This window comes from Bradyrhizobium sp. MOS001 (assembly GCF_004634465.1).
GTDB classification, from domain to species: Bacteria; Pseudomonadota; Alphaproteobacteria; order Rhizobiales; family Xanthobacteraceae; genus Bradyrhizobium; species Bradyrhizobium barranii.
This window is the reverse complement of sequence record NZ_SPVJ01000011.1, coordinates 136,461-159,687: the sequence shown is the minus strand read 5'-3', so window position 1 is coordinate 159,687 and position 23,227 is coordinate 136,461. Positions and strand designations below refer to the sequence as shown.

Sequence of the window (23,227 nt, the reverse complement as noted above, 5' to 3'; positions counted from 1 at the left end):
CTTCGCAGCTATAGGCCGGCACCTGCCTCAGGCAATCGCCCTGACGTGCTCCGGAATCCTCCGCGGCTGCTTCAGCCGGACCGGCCGGCCGTGATCGGCGATCGAACGCGATGCCGCCTCCAGCACCTCAATGACCCGCAGGCCCGACAAGCCATTGGAAACCGGCGAGGCGCCGGTGGTCACGCATTCGACGAAGTGCTGGACCTCCGTTAGCAGCGCCTCCTTCGTGGAGATATTGGGCGCCCACATGTCGCCGGCCCGATATCCGATCCGGAATTGATGCGTATTCTCGGCTTGCGGGTTCAGCGTGATGCCCTTGTCGTAGACCTTGATCTTCTCGGTGGGCTCGAGGTCGTTATAGGCGATCATCTTCTTGCTGCCGCCGATGAAGGTCTGACGCACCTTGACTGGGGAAAGCCAGTTGACGCTGACATGCGCAACGCACTTGCTCTCGAAGAACAACGTGATGTGCGCCATGTTCTCGGGCGAGCCGGCCACATGGCACGACCCCGTCGCCGAAACCGCAACCGGATCCTCTTCGAGGAGATATTGGATGATTGAGAGGTCGTGAACCGCCAGGTCCCAGATCACGTTCACGTCGCTCTGGAACAGGCCGAGGCTCGATCGCGTGCTGTCGTAATAGAAAATCTCTCCGAGCTGGTCTTGCTGCAGGAGCTCGCGGATCTTCTGCACCGCCGGGGTATAGAGGAAGGTGTGGTCCACCATCAGAGTCAGGCCACGCCGATCGGCCTCGTCGACGAGGTGACGCACCTGGTCGGACGTCGGGGCAAGCGGTTTCTCGACCAGCACATGCTTTCCTGCTTTCAACGCTGCCAGGGCCAGCTCATAGTGAGTATGAACGGGCGTTGCGACCGCTATGGCGTCGATCTCCGGATTACGCAGAAGCTCGCTGAAATCCGACGTCGTGGTGATTTCGGGGTGGCGGCGCGCGCAGGTAGCCAGCTTTTCTGCGTCAAGATCGCTGACGCTGACAACGCACGACGACTCGTTGCTCGCGAAATTGCGGACGAGATTCGGTCCCCAGTATCCATATCCGACAATGCCGATTCCAATCATTTGCAGGCCCCTTAATATTCGATGTGTGAAAAGATCCAAGAGTGCGGAGTTTTCGCTCGTACTGTTCGACTGAGGTAGAAAACGCGATCGAGCTCGCTTCCCGCCACGACAAGCCTCGGTAAAAAAGAAGCTTGGGCAATCATTTTGGCTCGCTCCCGGTGAAGTGGAATACGAGCGCTGCTTTCGCTGCCGCCGATTTGTGCCAGCTACCATTATCGCGCTTGACGACGGACAAGACGAACCACGCAATCATGCGAACGAAGTTCGATGCGATGTAGATCAGTTTGAGCAACCACCACGACGCCAATCCGAGGTTCTTGCGATGATAGATCATCGCGCTCTTCTGTAGCTGGACGAACATCTTTTTGCTGGCTTGCTTGGTGCTCTTGGCACCTCCGTCAAGATGAACAATGCGGGCGCTAGGCGTGAATACGCGCCGCCAGCCGGCCTGCGCAAACCGATAGCACCAGTCCGCTTCCTCCGAATAAACAAAGTAGGCCTCGTCCATCAGTCCGACCTGCGCGATCGCTTCGCGACGCACCAGCATGAACATGCCCGTGACGACATCGACGTCTCGCTCGCTCCGGCGGTCCCACCAGCTAAACTCTGGCCGGCCGAACAGACGCGAGCGCGGGAAAGCCCGCGACAACCCCGAGAGCGCAAGGAAAAGGTTGAAGGGACTTGGGAATGAAAAGCCCGTCGGCGTGATTCGATCTTCGGCCTCGAGCACCTGACATCCGACAACACCTACATCGAGATGGAGATCGGCGTAACGAACGCTGTGGGAGATGGCGTCGTCGAGTACGACCGTATCCGGATTTAGCAGGAGGGTATATCGTGCCGAAGCAAGCTGCATGCCCTGGTTGCAGGCTGCAGCAAAGCCACGATTTTCTGCGTTTGCGATCAAGGTCACGTCCGGAAATTCGGCGCGGACCATGTCGGCAGAGCCGTCTTGGCTGTTGTTGTCTATGACGAACACTCGAAAGGAAACACGCTGCGTCTGCTCAAAGACGGAGCGTAGGCAGCCTCTTAGGATGTCGCGAGTATTCCAGCTCACGATGACAACTGCGACGTCTGTCTCACTGACGCGAGGTGCCGAGACCGTCCGTAATTGACGCAAATCGCCGCAACTATCGCTGCGCAGCTGGCGGCTCGGCACAACCGATTGGGCTTGAGACTCCATATCATTCACCTGCGCTAAAGCGCATCCCCGTCGAGACGAACATGCCCCGTCTCGATGAATGTCCGGATTGCCCCGATCAGGTGCGACGACGCCTGTGGATCGAGCCGATCTTGGTCGCAAGAGACTTCCAGTTGATCCAGCTTGAGTGACAGCTCCTGTTCGTCGAACGCGACTTCGATTCGGCCTTGTTCGGAGAATCGCGTTGCGGTTGCGACCTGATGATCGTTCCGGTGCTCGCCCAGGCTTGCCCGTCGCGGCATGACCAGGATTCGCTTTCCCAGCTCGAGGGCGGTGATGATGGAGCCCATGCCGGCGTGCGCGATGACCAGGCTTGCCGACTCAACACGCCTCCGAAACTCGCCGGGATCGATGAAGCGTTCAGCGCTGATATTCTCGTAGCGATAATCTGACGGCCCGATTTGAGCGAATACGTCGGGCTTTCCGCGCATACCGGCCCATTCGTCGACGGTCCGTACCAGCCGGTCAAAATGTCCCTGCGTACCGACTGTCACAAAAATCATAGCACCGATCCCGCGTAGTGGGGGCCTTCGGGGCGTGCCAGATGCGGCCACTGCGTCAGCCAGAGGTCTGCTGAGTGACCGACCCATGCTCCGGACATTGAAAGCTGTTCGACATTGGCAATGCTGTCGAGCCAAACGGTGCGTGCGCCCAACAGCCGTCCGAGCCGAAGTGCCAGATATCCGGGAGCAGCGCCCGTAGAGACCACGATATCGGGGCGCTCCCTCCAAACGACTGAGCTGAGCCGTGCCGCTGTCTTCATCAGCGCAATCTTGCTCCAGCGGTTGGCATCGTTGACCACATAAAAATTGTGACCTGGCACTTGTGCGCGATACGAGTCGTGAACGGTGACGTAGCTGACCTCGCATCCCTCAAACGCGTGTCTGATGCGCATCAACTGAACCCAGTGGCCGCCGCCCGAAGCAACCGCCAGCACCTTCGGACGGGCGCTGTGCGTTGCAAGTGCGCGTATTTGATCGTTCTGTAGCCCGTTGCTTTGGAGCATTATTTCCCCTCGAACCCTAAAGCCGAAGTAGGTGCTGCCGCGCCAGATAATCCTTATAACGCATATTTAATATATTAAATACCGAAAAGGAAGCGATTTATTCGAAATTAATAACAGGGTTAAATGAGGCGATCGGGCGCCGGCGACCAGGACGGCCGCCGCCAGGGCGTGGGCGTCGGGTGGGGCCGCGCGTCCATTTCGCCTCGGCCAGCTATCGCGAGCGAGATTTCAGGGGGAGGGCGGTCGCCGCTCAAGCTTACGGTTGGCTGGCATGGAAAGAGGTGGGCGCTGGAGGCAACCCATTTGGCCGCTCGTCGTGGATGCGATTTGGACGGGGCGACCGCACTCCCTCCGTTCGATCGCGGACATGCCCGCCAGACTGCCGTTACGCTCGAACGACTTCCCAAGTCGACGCGATTGCGAGCGCAATTGACAGCGCGTCATTTTTTGGACGCATCTGCTGACAACGCAGCGCGAGAACTCTCATCGCGTTGCCAGACGGCGGTTCTCGCGCGGGAGCGCGCCTTTGCCCTGTAACGGGCGACAATGTTTACATAGCAGAAGACCGATAGCCCGGGCCAGAGAAGGGGGTTTGCGAACAATCCTAGCAGCGTTCGGCTGTTAGTCTCGCCCCTGTTGCCGGTAAGCTCCGGAAAGCGACGGATAACCTCGGCTGTGCCGGCGTGAGCGCGCGTCCTTACGGCGATCAGCTGGCCGATGGTGCGGGCCGGGAATACCTTGGATTTAATCGTCGTAAGCGTCTCACGCTCGTCCGGCCTAAACTGGAGGCGAACGAAGGTGTCGTCGGCAATAACATCCGGGAATTGAGAGAACCGTCTGCGCCCGGCTTCGGACAGCGCGTAGACGCCAGATCCGCCAAAGCCTTCGCGCGCCGAGGGCAGGCGGTCTCGAATGGAAAAATACAGACGGACCAGCCGGGAGCAGCCGGTCAGGTCGATATCGGGCGTCGGTGCTACGGCCAGCACGTCGCCCCGCCTGAGCCGGTCCGCCAGCGCCCGAACAGCATCGATAGTAATGACGATATCGGCGTCGACGTAAATCCGCGGGAAGATGTTGGAAATTTGGTCGCCAAGGTTCAGTGCGTGGATCTTGCTTGCAATCTCGGTTTCGACCACGCGAACGGTTGGACCGATACGGCGAGCGATGCTCGCCGTATCGTCTGTGCACCCGTTGCAGACAACAACTGCGCTGATGTCCTCAGAACCCGAGCCGGTGACCCACGGTTTCAAGGTTCGTGCAATCACCGTGCTTTCGTTATGCGCTGGGACGACTATCGAAATCATGACCGCTCGGCCAGAATGAATCGCCGTGCCTGAACTTGAATAAATGAGACCCGGGCCATTGCAAATCGCATACTTCACCGTGCCAGGGTTTCGGCCCAATAGGCCGCAGACGATGATCGAGCCGACACAATATAATTGATTAATTTGAAATTTAAATCAGATTCTGTTATCAAGTACTGAATATATTCAGCCATTCAGCTATTCCGCCATTCGGCGAGCGTTCGAAAGAAAGAGACAATGCTCCAATACGTATTGGCTGCGCAGGCACTGAAGGTATTCTCGCTCAATGGGGCGACTAAGCGCCTTTATCGCACCCTGGGGAATAACCTGGGTGGTCGCGCGCGTGAACGGGGCTTGCCGGCACACTACCTTTCCCGCGCGGACCAAAATCTCGCTCAGCTGGAGCGCTTTGGTGCGATCCGCGATGGCTTGCGTCTGATGGAAATTGGGACGGGCTGGGTCCATTGGGAAGCTCTCTTCCTGCGATGCTTCTATGACGTCGAGATCGTCTTGATGGATGTTTGGGACAATCGCCAATTAGGCGGGTTCAGGGCCTATGCTGCCGAGCTTGGCCGGCGGCTTAACGAGACTCAGCGCAGTGAGGACCAAAAGCGACGCGCCAGGGACGTGCTCGGGAGCGTCGCTGAGTGCAAATCGTTTGACGAAGTTTATGATCTGCTCGGCTTTCGCTACGTCATCGGCGTCGAGAATGCGTACGCCGCTATTGGCGATGGCGAGTTGGATGCGATTTTCAGCAGCGATGTCTTGGAGCACATTCCGGCACCCGCGATCCCGCAGATGTGTCGGGAGCATTTCAGGATGCTTAAGCCGGGCGGTGTCAGCGCGCATCAGGTCGTTCCGTCGGACCACCTGACCATCTATGACAAGCACGTAAACAGTAAGAATTATCTACGATACGATGATACCGTCTGGAGCCTGTTCTTCGCAAATGACGTGCAATATGTGAACCGAATCCAGATGAGCGAGTGGGCCCACCTGTTAGAGGAGGCCGGTTTCGAGGTCGAGTGTCAGCCAATCGCGCGCGTCGACGTTTCTTCCCTAAAGATAGCGAACCGTTTCAAACGGTTGCCGCCATCTGATCTTGGCGTAACTGTCTTTCACTTGATGGGTCGCAAGCCAACATAGATCGGTCTTGCCATCCAGCGAATTAAGAGCAAGCACGCCCCGTGACTAGATCCATGCCGTCGGCTCCGACGATAGACACGATTAGCTCGAAGCTCACCTTGCCGACTTCATCAGCGCCTGCACTTGCGCCCGGCGGCTGAAGAGCCTGAATGGCCTCACGCCTTACGAATACATCCGCAAAAATGCAGGACTCCCCAGCCACAACGATTCAAACTCAATCCGCTCCAGAAAATGCCGGGACTAAATACCTGGCGTATCGGAAGTGGTATTCGGGCCCCACTGTGCCGACGGCTTGTGGCCGGAGGCGGCGTTAGGCGGCGAGTTTTTCGGGCCGATTGCTCTCGTTGATGCCTGAGGTCGGCTAGGCTTGGAATGGACACGGTGCTTATCGTTATCAACATAGATCCGCGGAAAGCTGCTGGAGAGCTCATCTCCAATGTTCAAAGCATGAGTCTTACTCGCGAGTTCGGCCTCGATAGGCGAACTGTTGGGCCGATGCGGCGAGCGACAGTTGCAGTTCATTAGAACGCTCATTGCAAACAACGACCGTGCCCCGGCGCGGTCGAACGATGATTGCCGTATCATCGGTGCAGCCGTTGCATGCGACCACCACCTCCATCTCATCGGGGGCGCCGCTGCCGAGCCATGTATTCAACTTCCGCGCAATCACCCGCATTATGTGCTGGGATGATGATCAGAGTCATGATGTCGGCCCGGATATATGTTCTCTATCGCTTATAATAATCAAAACTTGATTCATAATATAATATGCGTCGGGCAAGAATAGATGGGCTTGGCCCTCTCTTGCGATGGCCCGAGTGTCGTTTGGTCGCGGGTCAAATAATAAGATGCGCAAGATCATATATTCGATGGTTAGATTGCGCCTTCCTGCCCCGAATCTTTGGGCTGCGGCATCTCTGGCAATAGGCCGCAAGTGTCGGGGCGACCCGTTTGTCCTGTGCACTTGCCGGACGGGCACCCGTCGCGCTGCGTAATTTCCGCAATCGGTCCTGTTTCAATCCATCTGTGGTTTGTCGCGCATATTAAATCGTGGATCCAAGTTACGCGCTGTTCACCAAGTCCATCTTGGTCCCGCCCAATCCGTCGATGAAATAAAATGATAAATATCCCGCAAGGCGATTATTAAAGCGCGTCTCTTATGGTGCGTCGCATCGGATCGGCGGATGTCGCACGCATCAAAGAAGTCAGCTTTACTCAGTCGCGAGAATCTTGATATTCTAATGTCGCAGCCAAGAGTCTTGTCTTTCGAATGTAGCGTCGCAGTCACGGTGGCTGTTCGTGCGTGACTGGCTCTCCACAATTCCCGTAGTTCACGCAAACCCAGGTATTTCTGGGGTTTAGCTGTGCGAGATAACGCGTTTTCGAGGCCGCGACGGCAGGCAAAGGGATCGAAGCGAACGGAAATGACCGCAGCTAGGCCCACGTCTGGTCCCAAAAAAGCCGTCCGCGTTCGACCATTACGTCGACGTCACGGTTGTCCAGAACCGGTCGGCATGAGTGCGGGGACAAGTTGCGCTCATGCCGAATAGACGCAAGCAGCTAAATTAAGGAGAGGCGCTTTGGCTTACACGTTCAACGGAGTTGTTTATCCCGACGCCACCACTACCGGTGTGCCGCCAGGGGTAACCCTCAATCCCTATAATGGGGACATTACCATCAACACACCGGGAACGGTCATCTCAGGCCTCAAGATCACCGGCACGGTTTATATCAACGCCGACAATGTCACGATCAAGGACTGCAGCATCACGTCCACCGGCTACAACGTGGTCAATATCAAGAGCGGAGTGTCGGGTGCGGTAGTTGAAAACTGCGAAATCAATGGCACCGGCAACGGACCGCAAGGCCAGACAGGCATTGGTGGCCAGGGAACGTTCGCCAATAACAACATCTACAACGTTGAAAATGGCATCAACGTTGAGGGCAGCAATGTCGTCATCAAGGGCAACTACATCCACGACCTGAATGCGTCTGGCGGAAGCGCGGGTCACTATGACGGCATCCAGGCCCAGGGCGGATTCAACAACGTTCTTATAAGCGGGAATACGGTGCTCGGACGTGATACGTCGTGCATCATCATTCAAAATGCCTTCGGGCCGATAGACAACATCAAGGTCGATGGCAACTTGCTTCTCGGGCAGAACAACGCGGCTGCCACCATCTACGTTGAAGAAAAAGCCGGCTTCTCCGGTCAAATTACCAACGCTCAAGTCACGAACAATGTACTTGGCAAAGGCTTTTGGTATTGGAGCAGCATCGTAGATACTAATCCGGTGTGGACGAACAACGTTGATTACGCCACCGGCAAGCTCGTAACGACGAACAACACACTCTCAGGGACGCCCACGACCCCGCCAACCCCGCCTGCGACTCCAGACGCGCCGGCGATCGCTTCGTTTTCGAACGACACGGGAAAAGTCGGCGACGGCATCACCAGCGACACAACGCTCCAGCTGAAGGGTACGGCTGCGGCAAACAGCGCGATCAAGATCTACGACGGCTCGACCCAGATCGGCACGGCGACTGCTAATGCGAGCGGGAGCTGGGAGTATATTACGGCGGTACTGACCAACGCCCAGCACGTGCTGAAAGCGACGGCCACCAGTGCCAGCGGTCAGACCAGCGCCGCATCCGCTGCGCTCACGGTAACGGTCGATAATGTTGCGCCGACTGCCCCGGTGCTGAAAAGCAACACGGTTGTCGAGACGAACAAGGTACAGTTGTCCGGCACCGCCGAGGCGGGCAGCGCCATCAACGTCTATGATGGGGCGAACCTGGTCGGTACGGCCACGACGGGAGCGAATGGTAGCTGGAGCATCACCACCAGTGCCCTGTCGACCGGATCTCACACCCTGACGGCGAAGGCCACGGACGCCGCCGGCAATGTCAGTGCTGCATCGCAGTCGGCAAATCCGGTGATCGGCGGGGCGACGACGCCACCGCCGGCTACGCCGACGATCGTCTCCTTCTCGAATGACAGCGGCAAGGCCGGGGACAACGTCACCAACGACAACACGCTGACACTGAAGGGCACAGGCGCGGCCAACGCCACCATCACGGTGTTCGACGGCAACACTCAGGTCGGGAGCGTCAAAGCCGACGCCAGTGGCAATTGGAGCCTGACCACCGCGGCGCTGAAGGACGGAGCCCACAGTTTCACGGCCACGGCTTCGACCAGCAGCACCGCTGCTGCTGCAGCAGCGGCAACCGCAAGTCCAACGTCTGCGGTGCTTGCCGTCACGATCGATACCACGGCGCCGACCGCGCCGGTGTTGAAGGCGAACTCCGTGGTCGATACCAACCACGTGCTGTTGTCCGGCACCGCCGAGGCGGGCAGCTCCATCACGGTGTATGATGGATCGACTCTGGTCGGGACAGGTACGGCGGGGACAAATGGAAGCTGGAGCATCACCACCAACAGCCTGTCGAACGGTACCCATACACTTACTGCAACAGCGACGGATGTTGCAGGCAATGCAAGTGCCGCCTCGCAATCAGTTAAGCCGGTGATCAGCACCCCGACACCGCCGTCTCCCACGGCGCCTAAGATTGCCTCCTTCTCGAACGACAGCGGGACGGTCGGCGACAACATCACCAACGACAACACGCTGACACTGAAAGGCACGGCTGTGGCCAATGCCACTGTCAAGGTGTTCGACGGCACGACCCAGGTCGGAAGCATCAAGGCTGACGGCAATGGCAACTGGAGCGTGACCACGGCGGCGCTAAACGATGGCGATCACCACTTCACCGCCACCGGCACCGACGCGTCGGGGAAAGCCAGCGCGGCGTCTGCTGCCCTCGACGTCAAGATCGACACCCATGCGCCGGTCGCGCCGAGCGTAGGGCTCTACACGCAGGGCGGTTCGGCCGTCAGCGGCACGACCGCGCTCGACGACCTGATCGTCAAGGGGACCGCGGAGGCAAACAGCAAGGTCGCCATTTTCGATGGCGCCAAGCAGATCGGAACGGCAACCGCCGGCAACAATGGCAGCTGGAGCTATGACACCGGCCACCTTGACGATGGCAGCCATAGCTTCACGGCCAAGGCTATTGACGTCGCCGGCAATACCAGCGGCTCTTCTACGGCTAAGGGCGTCACGGTGAGTGGGCACTCGTCGCCGATCGACATCACCGGATTCGGCTACTACAGCACGAATGCGTTCATCAAGGGTACGGCGGACGCTTACAGTCAGGTCAAGATTCTTGACGGCAACAAAATCATCGGTACCGTCAAGGCCGATGGTGACGGCGACTGGACTTACAAGGCGACCGGCCTGTCGGACCAGGTGCATACGTTCAAGGCTCAGGAGGTCAACAGCAGTGGTCAAGTGACCGGAACGAGCTCGGCGAGTGCAATCCTCGGCTCAAGCAAGGGCAACACGCTGACTGGTACAACCGGTGACGACATCTTCGTCGGCAACGGTCATCCGGATACCTTCGTATTCGATGCGAATTTCGGTAAGGATGTCATCAAGGACTTCAATTCTTACGGGCGTTCGCACGACACGGTCCAGTTCAGCAAGAGTGCGTTCAGCGACTTTGCGAGCGTTCTTAACCACGCCTCGCAGGTTGGGCAGGACGTTGTCATTGCGAATGGAGATGACTCGCTCACGCTGAAGAACGTCAAGCTCGGTTCACTGCAAAGCCACGACTTCCATTTCGCGTAAGCGAAGGGGCGCCATAAGGCGAAGTACATTCAATACCGCGGAGCCCTCGGCTCCGCGGTGCATGTCAGGGGACGTGTTCCATGAGCGATCTTGCACGGCGGGGGGATGCGCCCCCGCCGCTGAATATTGATGAGATACAGGTATCGAGATGGGCGATATTTATCGCCGCCCTCGGGCTTTTGGCAGAGCGGGCGCGATCATCGTCGCGCGCGTTGGGGCAGGGCTCGGTTGAGTTTGTACGAGCGCGGCTCTTTGCCCGCTCCCCCGGCTCTGCGGATCTCGACGATGAGCCGCAATCCGAGATTTCGGCATTCTTGACTTCGTGCCGTCGGATATTCTGGAGCCTTGCCGTCTTCAGCGGCCTGAGCAATCTCTTGATGCTCACCGGCTCGTTCTTCATGCTTCAGGTCTATGACCGGGTGCTGCCCGGTCGCAGCATTCCGACGCTCGTCGCGTTGTTGGTGCTGGCGATGATGCTTTATCTCTTCCAGAGCGGTCTCGATCTTGTCAGAAGCCGGATCAGTGTTCGGATCGGGCGTTACTTCGATGAGAGGCTCGGGCTTCGTGTGTTCGACGCAGTCGTGCGCCTGCCGCTCAAGACGCGCGGCGATGGTGACGGCCAGCAGCCATTGCGGGATCTTGACCAGGTTCGCAGCTTCTTGTCCGGGGGCGGGCCGACTGCGCTGTTCGATTTGCCCTGGATGCCGATCTATCTTGGTATTTGCTTCCTGTTCCATTTTTGGATCGGCGTGACTGCGCTAGTCGGCGCGCTGGTGCTGGTCGGTATGACAATCCTGACTGAAACGCGAACGCGCGGCCCGGCAAAGGCCGTCTCGCGTCTCGGCGTGACGCGTAGCGCACTCGCGGCGGAAGGGCGACGAAACGCCGAAGTGCTGCATGCGATGGGAATGAGGCGGCAGGCGGCGTTGCGTTGGCGGGATGTCAACGGAAAGTATCTCTCGGCGCATGAGCAGGCGAGCGATGTTGCAAGCGGGCTGGGTGGGCTTTCGAAGTTCTTTCGCTCGTTTCTGCAGTCACTTGTGCTTGCGGTCGGAGCGGTCCTCGTCATCAATCAGGAAGCGACCGCCGGCATCATCATTGCGGGCTCGATCCTGTCGGCAAGGGCGCTCGCCCCAGTGGAGGTGGCCATTGCGAACTGGAAGGGCTTCATTGGAGCCCGACAGTCGGCACATCGGCTCGATCGGTTGCTGAAGCTCCTGCCCGAAGAGGTTGAGCACCTCGGACTCCCCGCGCCCAAAGAGGCGCTCGTGGTGGAGCAGCTCTATGTCGCGGCCCCCGACTCGGAGAAGGTGATCCTCTCGGACATCTCGTTTCAATTGAAGGGCGGCGAGGCCGTCGGGATTATCGGACCCAGCGGATCAGGCAAGTCGACGCTGGTTCGTGCGTTGGTCGGCGTCTGGCCGCGGCTGCGTGGCAAGGTCAAGCTCGACAACGCGACGCTGGAACAATGGTCGAGCGATGCGCTGGGCAAGCACATCGGCTATTTGCCGCAGGACGTCGAACTGTTCGACGGCAGCATTGCCGTCAATATCGCGCGCTTCGATGTCCACGCAACATCCCAGGCGGTGCTGGAAGCTGCATTTGCGGCCGGCGCGCATGATCTCATACTCGCGCTCCCGGACGGCTATGCCACCAGGATCGGCGAGGGCGGAATGGCCCTGTCAGCCGGCCAGCGGCAACGCATCGGGCTCGCCCGGGCGCTCTATGGCAATCCTTTCCTGGTCGTGCTCGATGAGCCAACATCGAACGTCGACTCCGAAGGTGAAGAGGCGCTCACGGCAGCGATCACGAGCGTTCGCAGTCGTGGCGGCATCGTTGCCGTAATTGCGCACCGGCCAAAGGCCCTCGAAGGGGTGGACCATGTCCTGGTGATCGGAGAGGGAAGAGTTCAGTCCTTTGGGCCGAAAGAGGAGGTCCTCAAAAAGGTGCTGCGACCGGCAGCTCCGCTCAGGGTGGTGGCAGACGGACAGGGAGGCGGACGATGGATCGCGAAGTAGCAACGCCGGCGCTGCGGTCTATCCAGCGCTACATCATCGTCGGCATGGTCATGGTCGGCTTCGTTACTTTTGGTATCGGCGGCTGGGCCGCGACGTCCCAATTGTCGGGCGCCGTGATCGGACAAGGCGTCGTCGTGGTGGACTCGAGCGTGAAGAAGGTTCAGCACGCCACCGGCGGCATTGTCGGCGAACTGCGTGTCCGCGACGGTGACCGGGTGAAGGCAGGCGACATCTTGATCCGGTTGGACGAGACGCAAACGCTTGCGAACGCAACGATCGTCACCAAGAGTTTCGACGAATTGCTCGCGCGTCAGGCGCGCCTCGAAACCGAGCGCGACGGCGCCGAACAGATTCTGTTTCCAGCGACCCTGCTCGAACGAGCGAGAGACACCAATCTGGAGGCGGGGCGTGCGATCGCGGCGGAGCGCACATTGTTCGATCTGCGCCGGCAATCCCGGAACGGCCAGAAGTCGCAGCTCAAGGAGCGTAAGGCCCAGCTTCAGGATGAAATCAAGGGTTATGTCGGGCAAGCGGAGGCCAAGCAGAAAGAGGTCGAGTTCATCCGCCAGGAGCTCGAGGGCGTCCGGACGCTCTTCCAAAAGAACCTCGTGCCGATTACACGCTTGACCGCGCTCGAGCGCGACACCGCTCGGCTGGAAGGTGAGCGGAGCCAGTTGAGCGGCATGATGGCCCAGTCAAAGGGAAAGATAGCTGAGATCGAGCTTCAGATCATCCAGATCGATCAGGACCTGCGCACCGAGGTCGGCAAGGATCTCATCGAAACGCGCTCCAAGCTTTCCGAGCTCACCGAGCGCAAGACCGCGGCGGTGGATCAGCTCAATCGAATCGATATCCGCGCGCCGCAGTCCGGCCGCGTTCATCAGCTTTCCGTCCACACCGTGGGAGGAGTGATTGCTCCTGGCGAGCAGATCATGCTCATCGTGCCGGATTCGGATGCCCTCGCGGTTGAAGTCAAGATCGCGCCCCGAGACATCGATCATGTCTATGTCGGCCAAAGCGCGTCGATGCAATTCGCGGCGTTCAACCAGAAGACGACGCCTGGGGTCGACGGAGAGGTGAGCATGGTGTCGGCGGACCTGACGCAGGAACAGCGCACCGGAGCGAGCTATTACACGGCGCGGATTCTGCTCAAGGCGGAGGAGCTGGCGAGGCTCGGATCTGCCAAGCTGGTGCCGGGCATGCCGGTCGATGTCTTCATCAAGACGCCCTCGCGAACTGCGTTGTCCTACCTGATCAAGCCATTACGTGATCAGGCCGGGCGCGCGTTCAAGGAGCAGTGAGATTGACGAACGTGAGTGTCTTGACCGCCCTCCAAACCGACGCAGGTGAGCTGCGCCTGTTGCAATATACCCGATGACGGGCCAAGCGAGTGCCGAGATCCCCGTCCAGAACCGGCGCTCGGGACCCCTATTCGCAACAGCGGCGGCGCTTGGTCTATGCCATGCGCGTCGTGGCGGGGCGGCGTGCGTAACCGCCCGCTTCAGTTGATGAATCGAACAGCGAGCATCAACCTATCGCCTTGGGTGGGCGGTGATGCGCGGTGATAGCATGAGGTATCCTGAACGAAGCCGAGGCCTGCTTGGCCTTCAATGACAACTTCGTTCTCAATTCCATACTGCCGCCTTACGTCTGCCTCGCTCGCTTTGACCGAGCCGAGCAGCATGCGAAGCGGCTTGTGCTTGTGCGACCGCTTCATCATGACATGCGCGCCGGAATTGCGGTCGGTGTCAGTGATGTAGAAGCTGGCGTACACGAAATTGAATCCCATGACGTCATAATGATAGTCGATGACGCCGTGTTTCATCCGTCGGCGCGCCTCGTCGGTAAAGTCCGACGCGAAGCTCCAATCGAGGATGGTCATCACTCGACGTGGCTCGTGCCCCAGATAGCCACGCACAACAGCGCGTAGCACCGGATCATTGATGACAGCCTGCACGGCAGGACATCGCGAGGGCTCGCGGATGCCTCCGACCGGGATGTCCCTTCCGTCGATACATTTGCCTCGAACCACGTCGGCGTATTTGAATTCAGGTCCTGTCGGATCGAAGATGGCGTGAAGCGGTTCAGATCGGGCAAACGCCTCGATCTCGGCGACGGTGTCTGCCGGGAGTTGCAAGCCGATAAAGACGGCTTCCTCACGAATGGTTTGCACGACGCGAGGGATGTCGGTGCCAGGGAAGAGCGTCGCATGTTTCTCGGCATCAGGGACAGTCGGGCTTCCAAGACTCGCAGCCAGATGGCGCACGGAGCTGTAGGCGGATCGGACTGTCCTAAACCTTCCAAGCGCGTATGCGACGTCTCCTCGGGCAATCTTGGTTGCAATGGACTGGATGTTCATTTCGAGCTCCACGAAACACTGTGTTATTTAGATTGGATGTCCTTTTGGGATCTCTTTGTTGGATCTCTTTCTTCTCGCTTCACTTCGACCGGCGCGAATAAATCAACACGATAGGTGCCGCGCCGCGTAGCATTCCACGGTCTGATTTCTCGAGATTCAGCTTCCGATCATTCAGAGGAGCAGTCCCAGACGCGGTTTATGCAATCAATTTTCACGACCTCGCAATTATTGATCGAAACAACTGGGCCGCGCATCGCTACGAAGTCAAACACTATTTCGTGATTTAAATTTTGTAAATCCATTTAATATTTAGTCCTATAGAATATTATTAATTGACCGCGGGCTGCTCCATTGCCTTCTGTGTCGGGCGCGACACCTCCGGCAATTCCAGCGTGGCCTCCCCTGAGAGGAATTCTGGTGCATGTCGGGGAGGTTGCGCGAGCTTGGTCTTGGCCGCGCTCTTCAGGCAAGCCTTGGGGGCGGCGCGGTATCGAGTAAAATGTTTGATTTAATTCGTGACGACCGTAAAATCTTATTGAGCTACACCGTGAGCTGACAGCCCGCGGATGGTTCGGCGCGGCCAGAAAAAGACGTTTTAATGCGTCGCTTCGTGAGATGCGCGTGAGAATGGCCCAAGAGAGTACCTTTGGATGACGCAAAAGTCGCAGTCGGGAATGCCCGATGAGATGGTTGACAAGTGGCTGGGGCTCATAAGGCCATTTATGCAGGCTCTCGCGATCCGTAAAAAGGCGCAGTTTGGCCGGAGGGTCTCGATCGGAGACCTCCTGACCGAGCGCGGCGACAATGCGGCTGCCTACGGCTTCGGCGAGGGCACCACCATGTATGATGGCGTGCTGGTGCTGGGAGATGTCCGGGTCGGCCGCAACACGTGGATAGGACCAGGCTGTATTCTGGATGGCTCCGGCGGCCTCGACATCGGCGACTGGTGCTCACTATCCGCCGGCGCCCAGATCTACTCGCACCACACGGTCGGCCGCTCCACCTCGCTTGGCGAAAAGCCCATTGACTACGCTCCGACCAGGATCGGAAATGGCGTCTACATCGGACCCAATGCGGTCCTTCAGATGGGCATCACGATTGGCGACAAAGCCGTGATAGGCGCTAATTCATTCGTCAACCGCGACGTTCCGGCTGGTGCGAAAGTATTCGGATGTCCGGCGCGTATTCGAGCGGATTTCAGGTGAGGAACTCTGGGGCAGCGTTTCGCAACGGTTTTTCGCCGAGTATTGCTGCTGGCTGCGAAGCGTTTTCCCCAAACTGAGTATCGCGTGGCCCGCTCCCAGACCTAGACAGCCGCCCGCCATCTTCTCCACCGCGTCGGCCAGTCGCGCATGGCGATCGGGCGTGGCAAGCTGCATGAGCTCGAGTAGTGCAGCGCTTCCGATCACGAGACAAAGCACGAGCGTGGTATGGCGCGGATAGGCGAAGCAGAACAAGAGCCCAATCGGAATAAACGCGGCGACATGCTCGAGGCTGGTTGGATAGCGAAGAGTTGGACGTGCGCCGAGCGGCGAAATGGTGGCATAGACGAGGAAGCACAAGAATGTCCAAGCGGCCACAGCGGCAATTCTCTGAGCCATAGCGGCTGGTCCTGACATATGCGGGAGCTCGGCGATTGCGTTCGGTGAAAGGCGGGCGATCCAGTGCTTCGCGCCTTTGCTTTATTGAACGGGGCTTGGCCGGGTAAGCCCGCTGCTCAGCCCAACCCTTCTGGCCTCATAGCCCTTTTCTAGTATCGCTCGCCACCATCGTTTTTCGTCCACATACCATCGTACGGTCTTTTCGATCCCGCTTTCAAAGGTCTCTTGCGGGCGCCAACCGAGCTCGAGTTCAAGCTTCGAAGCATCAATTGCGTAGCGATGGTCGTGGCCGGGGCGGTCTTCCACGAAGGAGATCAAGCGCCGGTACGGATGTTCTTTGGGGACCAGCTGGTCTAACAGGTCGCAGATGGACTCGACGACACGAAGGTTGGTTCGCTCATTCCGGCCACCTATATTGTAGGTGCCGCCGACCTTGCCGCGTTCCAGCACCAGCGAGAGAGCCCTTGCGTGGTCTTCCACGTAGAGCCAATCTCGAATGTTGCTGCCGTCGCCATAGATCGGCAAAGGCTCTCCCGCGAGACCTTTGATAATGATGTGGGGGATCAGCTTTTCCGGGAAATGATAAGGGCCGTAATTGTTCGAACAGTTCGTTACGACCGTAGGCAGATCGTACGTTTCGTGCCATGCCCGGACGAGATGGTCGGATGAAGCCTTGGTCGCCGAATAGGGTGAACTCGGTGCATAGGCGGTGGTCTCGGTGAAAAGGCCCTCGTCACCCAGCGAGCCAAATACTTCATCGGTGGAGATGTGTAGGAAGCGAAAATTTTCGCGCTTCCGGGGCGCGATCGCTCGCCAGTAACGCAGCGTCTCCTGCAGCAGCGTGAAGGTACCGACGACGTTGGTCTGGACAAATTCGTTGGGGCCGTCGATCGAGCGGTCGACATGGCTTTCGGCGGCCAGGTTCATCACCGCGTCGGGCTGATACTTGTCGAACAACGTCCGCAAGCCAGCGCCATCGCAGATACATTGCTGTACGAAGGCGTAGCGAGGGTGGCCGCAAGCCGGGGTCAGCGAGTCGAGATTGGCGGCGTAAGTAAGCTTGTCGATATTGACGACGCGAGCCTGCGTATCGCGCAGGAGATGTCGTATGACAGCGGACCCGATGAAGCCAGCTCCGCCAGTGACAAAAATCGTGGGATTATTCAGCCGCATGCATCGTCTCGACAATGGAGCTGCGTGCGTAGTCCCTCGCGACCGATTTCAGATATTCTCCGTAGCTGCTCTTGTTGCTCTTCTCGGCGGCCCTTTCGAATTGCTGCAACGAAATGTAACCTTGGCGAAGCGCGATCTCTTCGGGGCAGGCGATGTGAAGGCCTTGGCGCTGCTCCAGGATCTGAACGAAATGGCTGGCCTCGACCAGCGAAGCGTGAGTGCCGGTATCGAGCCATGCGAAGCCACGGCCGAGGACCTCGACGAAAAGGTCGCCCCGCTCGAGGTAGGCTCTGTTGACATCGGTAATCTCGATCTCGCCGCGCGCCGAAGGTTTAACATTCGCAGCGATATCAAGCACATCGTTGTCGTAGAAATAAAGACCGGTTACCGCAACGTTGGACTTCGGATGTTTCGGCTTCTCTTCGATCGACAAGGCATGGCCCGACCGGTCGAGCTCCACCACGCCATAAGCCTGCGGCTCATTGACTACATAGCCGAATATCGTCGCGCCCTTCGCACGAACGGAAGCAGTGGAAAGTGCGTTAGGGAGGCCGTGTCCGTAGAAGATGTTGTCACCCAAGATCAAGGCAACCGAATCCGAGCCTACGAAGTCGCGTCCGACGATGAAAGCATCTGCGAGCCCGCGCGGTGTCTCTTGTGTGGCGTATTCGAAGCGGAGGCCGATCTCCGAGCCGGTGCCTAGCAAGCGCTGAAACAGGGGACTGTCTTGCGGTGTCGAGATGATGAGGATGTCTCTAATGCCCGCTAGCATCAGGGTTGACAGCGGATAGTAGATCATTGGCTTGTCGAAAACGGGCAGGAGCTGTTTCGATACGACCGTGGTAACTGGATAAAGGCGTGAACCGGTACCGCCAGCGAGAATAATGCCTTTCATCGCCCCTCGCAAAATACTTGGTTTTGTGGAAATATAAGTTTGATCCTCAATAGTTTTCCGATTATCTATTTAATATGGCTGTATGTCCATAGTTAATTTAATATAATAAATTCAATCGCCTAGTCGGCGCGGGTATAAAGATGAAAATTATCGCCTCGGACATTCCGGACGTATTAATTTTTGAGCCGGATGTGTATGGGGACGCGCGTGGATTTTTTTTAGAGACTTATCAGTTTCAACGCTATGCGGCAGCCGGCCTGAATCGCCCCTTCGTGCAGGACAATTTGTCTCGGTCAACCCGTGGCGTGCTGCGCGGGTTGCACCTGCAATATCCCAATTCGCAAGGCAAGTTGGTTACTGCATTGCGGGGAAGGGTGCTCGACGTGGCTGTGGACGTGCGGGTCGGCAGCCCTCATTTCGGGCGACATGTCGCCGTTGAACTGACCGAGGAAAACCGTCGCCAGCTTTGGATTCCCCGCGGCTTCGCTCATGGTTTCATCGTTCTCTCTGAGGTGGCGGAGTTCTTCTACAAATGCGATGAGTATTACAGCCCGAGAGACGAGCGCTCTATTCGGTGGGACGATCGTGCGATCGCGATTCGATGGGGCCTGGAGAATCCGAGGCTCTCGGCCAAGGATGCGGAGGCGCCAATGCTGTCGGAGATCGTGGATCTGCCGATCTTTGGCGAGGTATGATGCGGATCTTGCTGACAGGCAGTACAGGGCAGGTCGGGGGCGCGCTTCTGCCGCTGCTCGGAGAGCTCGGAACCGTCGTTGCGCCACCACGCGCCCTATTTGATCTTGCCAGGCCGACCACGCTTGAGCGTGGGCTTGATGAGATTTCGCCCGATCTGATCGTCAATCCCGCTGCATATACCGCGGTCGACCGTGCGGAAGATGAGCGCGAGCTTGCCGGTCTCGTCAACGCCAGAAGCCCCGAGGCGATCGCAAACTGGGCATTAGCGCACGGCGTTCCGATCGTACATTTCTCGACCGATTATGTGTTCAACGGTAGCGGCAGCCACGCGCGCGCCGAGCAGGATCCGACCGGTCCCCTTTCAGTCTATGGTGAGAGCAAGCTCGCTGGCGACGTCGCGGTCCAGGCATCCGGCGCGCGTCATCTGATCTTCCGCACCTCCTGGGTCTATGCGGCACATGGCACCAATTTCCTGAGAACGATTTCAAGGCTTGCGAGTGAGCGCAAGGAGCTGAGGATCGTCGCAGATCAGGTGGGCGCGCCGACCAGCGCGAGATCCATCGCTGCTGCCGTGATGACGATCTTACGAGAGCACCCCGGCAATCTCGAGCGGCTGTTTGCCGAAAAGCGGGGCGTCGTGAACGTGGCTTGCAGCGGTCAGGCAAGCTGGCATGAATTCGCCGTTGCGATCGTCGAAGGGTTGAGAGCGCGCGGGGTGGTGCTCCCAGTCGAAGCGATCATTCCGATCGCAACCTCGGACTTTCGGACGCGTGCAGTTCGCCCCGCCAACTCGCGTCTCGATCTCAGCCGCTTGCGTCACGACTTCCGGATCGCAATGCCCCGCTGGGAGGACGCCTTGGCCGTTGAGCTCGACGAATTCGCGGGCTTTGAGGCAGCTATCGCCACCTCGGCGGAGATTCCTGCAGCGATCAGGTGGCGCTCCCGCGGATTTACCGCCACGACGTTGCCGCTTAACGGGGCCCGATGCACGCGGGAATAAGTGCGCCCCCTCCCGCCCCAGCCAGATGCTCCGCTTCCCCTGAAATTCCTCACCAAACCGGCCTGGCTGGGGAGCTGCTGCACAGCTCTGCGACACATCACTGCTGCACAGGTGTCGTGATCCCATGGCTGCGCATATTTTCCGGAGGAATGCTGTGTATTACTGGCGCCGCCGTCCACGGCGGCCGCTTGCCAGTTTCTTTTCTTGTCCGCATCTTTTTCTGAGCTTGAAGACGACCAGCCGCGCGACGGCGCGGCGCCTGGCCGTTCAACTCGACCTGATCCTGGAAGATGCAGCGATGCTCGCTGAACGCGACACTCTCGATCTGTCTTCGTCTCAAATTGAGACAATGCTGCGTGCCGTGGTGACCAACCATTTGGGCAAGCTGGAGCGCGTTGCCACTGCGGCCAAATGCGCCCCCGATTTCGACATCCGACAGGTGCGCCTGGATGACAAGAAGGCCTTCTGGACCTACGCCCTCCTGGATGCGCAAGGCCCGGGTGCCTGCCTACGGCGTGAGGATTACGATCAGATGGTCGCAGACGGGTTCAGCGCCTCTGATATCAACGATGTATGGCAGCACCTCTGTTTGCTGCGGAATAACAAGCTGGTCCCGACTAAGCCGCATGTGCTGCGTCGACTAGTCGAAGACGTTGAGGCGGTACCGACGGCCATGAACCTCGGCATTGCCCAGGGCATCTACTACCGCGGTTTGAAGCTCGCTCTCGCCAGCATCGACCGCCGCTATGGCGGCAATCGGGTCGAGGATGCCTGCCTCGACCGGATGATCCTTGCGCAAAACGATCCACCGTCGCCGCGCCCGGCTATGGGAGTGATGCACGACAACGGTCCGCCCCGCGATCCACCGAAAAAGGAGACCTTGCTAGCGAGCGCATCGGCCGCACGCCAGAGCGTCAGCACGTCCGCCCGCCAATCGTTGGGGTTAGCGTACTGCAAGCCGGCGAAGATCGGCGCCAACGCTAACCGCAACGGGGCATATCTCACATCCAAGTAGGGCAGTCGGATTTCATATACGCTTCCATCGCAGGCGCGCGCTCTGGCTCTCGAATTGCCATCAAACGCTCGGGGAATCGGCGCCGATAAGTCATTCCGACGCACGCGATCCTCCTTTGCGCTCATCATCAGCGGGGGTTCCGCCGCTCGATCTTGACCGGCCTGAGATCATCCATGGTTTCGTCGTTACAGACTTGTTGCCATAGTTGGACTCACCGCGATCAAAGCAGCAAGCACTTCCAAGGATAGTTGAATGCTTGGTCGAGCGATTGAGCTGCCTAAATCCGGTTTCGCGTTGGAGATCGGCAACCTGATAAGACCGAACTCTGCACGAAGGAAAGTGCTGAGCCGGGGCATTAGAGCTGAAACGCCGCTTAGGCTCTACGAGTTCGAATCTACGACGCTGTTGCGTAGTCCAACTTGGAGTAGCCGACCAAAGGTCGGGACCGACCAGCGAGACCGTCGCATCGTCGTCCAGGGTCTCTTCTGCTGGACATCGCTGGTTCAATACTTCCCATTGCGTCCGTGGTGTCCTGGCCGTCACAGTTTGCAGGCGCACACGGTTGGGCGTGCGATTAAGTCAAATGCTACCTCAATTGGCGACTTCTGCTTCTTGAGTGTCTTGCAGGCTGCCACTATTAGCGCGTCGTGTTGCCCGGTATCGGCCGCGTGATAAGTCGTGCTGTCGATAGAATAGCTTCGAGAAGGCCGCAGACGTCTCGTAACCGACCCGGCTTGCAATCCGCGCGATGGGCTCGTCATTCGTCTCCAGCAGAAATGCGGCTTCCGCCATCCGGCGTTCGATGACGTACTGGTGCACGGATTGGCCGACGAGCCTAGTAAAGCGTTCCGAAAATGCCGAGCGGCCAAGCCCCGCGCGGCGGCCGAGGTCGTTCAAGGTCCAAGGCCCCTCCGGGCTCTCATGGGTGAGTTTGAGTACCGGCCCGATGTGCGGGTCGGATATGGCCCCGATCCAGCCGCCTTGCCCGGGACTGCGATCCAGTGTCGGAGTACTTCGACAAAGAGCACTTCCGTTAGTCGCGAAAGCGCAACGCGTTGGCCAGGCCGCTCAAGCGCGGACTCGCTGACCATGCGGCGCAGGATTGCTTCGAGCCAGCCACTGTCCGCCCTCGGCTTCAGCAAGAGCACGCGCGGAAGCAGCTCCAGCACACTCCCGATATTGGCCGCGACACGGTGAAACTGCCGCAGATCATGGTCGAGGACGGCTTCGCACGACTGCCGTGACGAATGACACCGAATCGCGATGAAGCTCGATCAATATCAATAATCCGCAAAGGCTTGGCCCGGCGATCTGAATAGAACACATGGGGCTCTTCACGTGTGATGACGACAAAATCGCCCTCGGTCATCTTGATCTCTCGGCCTTTGCCGAGCGCTAGGGTTGCTGAGCCCCGACTGAGATAGTGAAATAGGGCATAGGGGCCCGCAGGCAACTCAAGATGCCAGGGATGGCCAAGCTCGAAATGAAATAGCAGTGTCCCGCCGAGGCGAACGCGATCAAGTACTTGGGCGAGGATGTCCATGCGCGGAGGTACACACGCGGATGATCGCATACAATGCTTGGGAGGCATCGCGGGGCATCGGACTGGCCACGACCGGGATTTTGATCCGACATCAAGAAGAGTGCCTGCAGGAGAGAGCGCAACGGTGGGCTTCACCGCTTTGTTGCAGACCACGATGAATTGGGGACAGATTGTCAACGTTCATTCCCGTTGTCTCGGGGGCGACCGTCTTTTCTTGTCATGCCTCGATCTCGACAACCAAGGTGCAATCGAAAGCCGGGTTCTCTTTGCCGTAGCCATGCGGATTGGCGATGATGCGTGTCTGTCCGACTCGATAATCGAACGAGTTGTGGACATGGCCGTGAACCCAGAGGGCCGGCTGATAGGCTTCGATCAGCTCCGACAAATCGGAGACAAAGGCGGCCGTCACCCAGTCATCGCGATAAATCGGAACCACTGAATTTCGATGCACCGCGTGGTGCGTTACTACGATAGTCGGCCCAGTGAACGGCACGGCCAGGGC

General features: G+C 58.6%; 18 protein-coding genes and 1 pseudogene. 8 read left to right on the top strand and 11 right to left on the bottom strand.

The genetic code is table 11. The features are described 5' to 3' along the window. Positions 1–27: 27 nt before the first annotated feature. The 5 genes from CT676_RS17530 to CT676_RS17510 form a co-directional block, all read right to left on the bottom strand. The gene (locus tag CT676_RS17530; protein ID WP_135215050.1) at positions 28–1,077 is read right to left on the bottom strand and encodes a Gfo/Idh/MocA family oxidoreductase; all 1,050 of its coding nucleotides are present in this window, start codon (positions 1,075–1,077) and stop codon (positions 28–30) included. A 139-nt stretch (positions 1,078–1,216) separates the two neighbouring features. Next, positions 1,217–2,260 (bottom strand): glycosyltransferase family 2 protein, encoded by a 1,044-nt coding sequence (locus CT676_RS17525; RefSeq protein WP_135215036.1) that lies wholly within the window; start codon positions 2,258–2,260, stop codon positions 1,217–1,219. 14 nt (positions 2,261–2,274) lie between these two features. Next, positions 2,275–2,781, bottom strand: a complete 507-nt coding sequence (locus tag CT676_RS17520; RefSeq protein ID WP_135215035.1) for a glycosyltransferase — start codon at positions 2,779–2,781, stop codon at positions 2,275–2,277. Continuing rightward, positions 2,778–3,284, bottom strand: a complete 507-nt coding sequence (locus CT676_RS17515) for a UDP-N-acetylglucosamine--LPS N-acetylglucosamine transferase (protein WP_135215034.1) — start codon at positions 3,282–3,284, stop codon at positions 2,778–2,780. The genes CT676_RS17520 and CT676_RS17515 overlap by 4 nt, the downstream gene beginning before the upstream one ends. Before the next feature lie 440 nt (positions 3,285–3,724). Then, positions 3,725–4,588 (bottom strand): glycosyltransferase family 2 protein, encoded by an 864-nt coding sequence (locus tag CT676_RS17510; RefSeq protein WP_135215033.1) that lies wholly within the window; start codon positions 4,586–4,588, stop codon positions 3,725–3,727. Positions 4,589–4,825: 237 nt separating this feature from the next. On the opposite strand from CT676_RS17510, the gene CT676_RS17505 reads away from it, so the two are divergent. The 4 genes from CT676_RS17505 to CT676_RS17490 all read left to right on the top strand — a co-directional run bounded on the left by CT676_RS17505 (position 4,826) and on the right by CT676_RS17490 (position 13,744). Continuing rightward, positions 4,826–5,734: a class I SAM-dependent methyltransferase gene (locus CT676_RS17505; protein WP_135215032.1), complete on the top strand. Its 909-nt coding sequence runs from the start codon at positions 4,826–4,828 to the stop codon at positions 5,732–5,734. Between the two features lie 1,580 nt (positions 5,735–7,314). Further along, complete coding sequence (locus tag CT676_RS17500) at positions 7,315–10,425, top strand: Ig-like domain-containing protein (RefSeq protein WP_135215031.1); 3,111 nt, start codon at positions 7,315–7,317, stop codon at positions 10,423–10,425. 80 nt (positions 10,426–10,505) lie between these two features. Further along, entirely contained in the window at positions 10,506–12,443 is a 1,938-nt protein-coding gene (locus tag CT676_RS17495; RefSeq protein WP_135215030.1) for a type I secretion system permease/ATPase, read from the top strand. Next, the gene (locus CT676_RS17490) at positions 12,428–13,744 is read left to right on the top strand and encodes an HlyD family type I secretion periplasmic adaptor subunit (protein WP_135215029.1); all 1,317 of its coding nucleotides are present in this window, start codon (positions 12,428–12,430) and stop codon (positions 13,742–13,744) included. The genes CT676_RS17495 and CT676_RS17490 overlap by 16 nt, the downstream gene beginning before the upstream one ends. A gap of 200 nt (positions 13,745–13,944) precedes the next feature. Here CT676_RS17490 and CT676_RS17485 read toward each other — a convergent pair whose 3' ends face one another. Continuing rightward, on the bottom strand, positions 13,945–14,802 hold the full coding sequence (locus CT676_RS17485) for a hypothetical protein (protein ID WP_135215028.1): 858 nt from the start codon (positions 14,800–14,802) through the stop codon (positions 13,945–13,947). Between the two features lie 650 nt (positions 14,803–15,452). On the opposite strand from CT676_RS17485, the gene CT676_RS17480 reads away from it, so the two are divergent. After that, entirely contained in the window at positions 15,453–16,007 is a 555-nt protein-coding gene (locus CT676_RS17480) for an acyltransferase (protein ID WP_135215027.1), read from the top strand. On the opposite strand, the gene CT676_RS17475 is transcribed toward CT676_RS17480, so the two are convergent. From CT676_RS17475 to rfbA, 3 genes are all read right to left on the bottom strand, one after another. Continuing rightward, positions 15,930–16,403, bottom strand: coding sequence for a VanZ family protein (locus CT676_RS17475; RefSeq protein ID WP_225004953.1), 474 nt, complete (start codon positions 16,401–16,403; stop codon positions 15,930–15,932). The genes CT676_RS17480 and CT676_RS17475 overlap by 78 nt on opposite strands. 81 nt (positions 16,404–16,484) lie before the next feature. Beyond that, positions 16,485–17,576 (bottom strand): dTDP-glucose 4,6-dehydratase, encoded by a 1,092-nt coding sequence (gene rfbB / locus CT676_RS17470; RefSeq protein WP_135215025.1) that lies wholly within the window; start codon positions 17,574–17,576, stop codon positions 16,485–16,487. Continuing rightward, entirely contained in the window at positions 17,563–18,471 is a 909-nt protein-coding gene (rfbA, locus tag CT676_RS17465) for a glucose-1-phosphate thymidylyltransferase RfbA (protein WP_135215024.1), read from the bottom strand. Before rfbA ends, rfbB begins: the two co-directional genes overlap by 14 nt. Before the next feature lie 140 nt (positions 18,472–18,611). On the opposite strand from rfbA, the gene rfbC reads away from it, so the two are divergent. The 3 genes from rfbC (at position 18,612) to CT676_RS17450 (ending at position 21,182) form a co-directional block, all read left to right on the top strand. Next, on the top strand, positions 18,612–19,166 hold the full coding sequence (gene rfbC / locus CT676_RS17460; protein ID WP_135215023.1) for a dTDP-4-dehydrorhamnose 3,5-epimerase: 555 nt from the start codon (positions 18,612–18,614) through the stop codon (positions 19,164–19,166). Continuing rightward, positions 19,166–20,167: a dTDP-4-dehydrorhamnose reductase gene (rfbD, locus tag CT676_RS17455; protein ID WP_135215022.1), complete on the top strand. Its 1,002-nt coding sequence runs from the start codon at positions 19,166–19,168 to the stop codon at positions 20,165–20,167. Before rfbC ends, rfbD begins: the two co-directional genes overlap by 1 nt. Before the next feature lie 124 nt (positions 20,168–20,291). Continuing rightward, positions 20,292–21,182 (top strand): DUF6538 domain-containing protein, encoded by an 891-nt coding sequence (locus CT676_RS17450; RefSeq protein WP_135215021.1) that lies wholly within the window; start codon positions 20,292–20,294, stop codon positions 21,180–21,182. Between the two features lie 591 nt (positions 21,183–21,773). Here the strand turns inward: CT676_RS17450 and CT676_RS17445 are convergent. Both CT676_RS17445 and CT676_RS45245 read right to left on the bottom strand, forming a co-directional pair. After that, positions 21,774–22,725: pseudogene (locus CT676_RS17445) on the bottom strand (AraC family transcriptional regulator). A gap of 217 nt (positions 22,726–22,942) precedes the next feature. Next, positions 22,943–23,218 carry a hypothetical protein gene (locus CT676_RS45245; RefSeq protein ID WP_244623179.1) on the bottom strand — a complete coding sequence of 92 codons (276 nt, stop codon included), beginning with the start codon at positions 23,216–23,218 and terminating at the stop codon, positions 22,943–22,945. Positions 23,219–23,227: the final 9 nt, after the last annotated feature.

Bases quoted from the DNA above. Each gene is read 5' to 3' on its own strand.
- CT676_RS17530 (WP_135215050.1), bottom strand. From the start codon at position 1,077: ATGATTGGAATCGGCATTGTCGGATATGGATACTGGGGACCGAATCTC.
- CT676_RS17525 (WP_135215036.1), bottom strand. From the start codon at position 2,260: ATGGAGTCTCAAGCCCAATCGGTTGTGCCGAGCCGCCAGCTGCGCAGC.
- CT676_RS17520 (WP_135215035.1), bottom strand. From the start codon at position 2,781: ATGATTTTTGTGACAGTCGGTACGCAGGGACATTTTGACCGGCTGGTA.
- CT676_RS17515 (WP_135215034.1), bottom strand. From the start codon at position 3,284: ATGCTCCAAAGCAACGGGCTACAGAACGATCAAATACGCGCACTTGCA.
- CT676_RS17510 (WP_135215033.1), bottom strand. From the start codon at position 4,588: ATGATTTCGATAGTCGTCCCAGCGCATAACGAAAGCACGGTGATTGCA.
- CT676_RS17505 (WP_135215032.1), top strand. From the start codon at position 4,826: ATGCTCCAATACGTATTGGCTGCGCAGGCACTGAAGGTATTCTCGCTC.
- CT676_RS17495 (WP_135215030.1), top strand. From the start codon at position 10,506: ATGAGCGATCTTGCACGGCGGGGGGATGCGCCCCCGCCGCTGAATATT.
- CT676_RS17490 (WP_135215029.1), top strand. From the start codon at position 12,428: ATGGATCGCGAAGTAGCAACGCCGGCGCTGCGGTCTATCCAGCGCTAC.
- CT676_RS17485 (WP_135215028.1), bottom strand. From the start codon at position 14,802: ATGAACATCCAGTCCATTGCAACCAAGATTGCCCGAGGAGACGTCGCA.
- CT676_RS17480 (WP_135215027.1), top strand. From the start codon at position 15,453: ATGACGCAAAAGTCGCAGTCGGGAATGCCCGATGAGATGGTTGACAAG.
- CT676_RS17475 (WP_225004953.1), bottom strand. From the start codon at position 16,403: ATGGCTCAGAGAATTGCCGCTGTGGCCGCTTGGACATTCTTGTGCTTC.
- rfbB (WP_135215025.1), bottom strand. From the start codon at position 17,576: ATGCGGCTGAATAATCCCACGATTTTTGTCACTGGCGGAGCTGGCTTC.
- rfbA (WP_135215024.1), bottom strand. From the start codon at position 18,471: ATGAAAGGCATTATTCTCGCTGGCGGTACCGGTTCACGCCTTTATCCA.
- rfbC (WP_135215023.1), top strand. From the start codon at position 18,612: ATGAAAATTATCGCCTCGGACATTCCGGACGTATTAATTTTTGAGCCG.
- rfbD (WP_135215022.1), top strand. From the start codon at position 19,166: ATGCGGATCTTGCTGACAGGCAGTACAGGGCAGGTCGGGGGCGCGCTT.
- CT676_RS17450 (WP_135215021.1), top strand. From the start codon at position 20,292: ATGGCTGCGCATATTTTCCGGAGGAATGCTGTGTATTACTGGCGCCGC.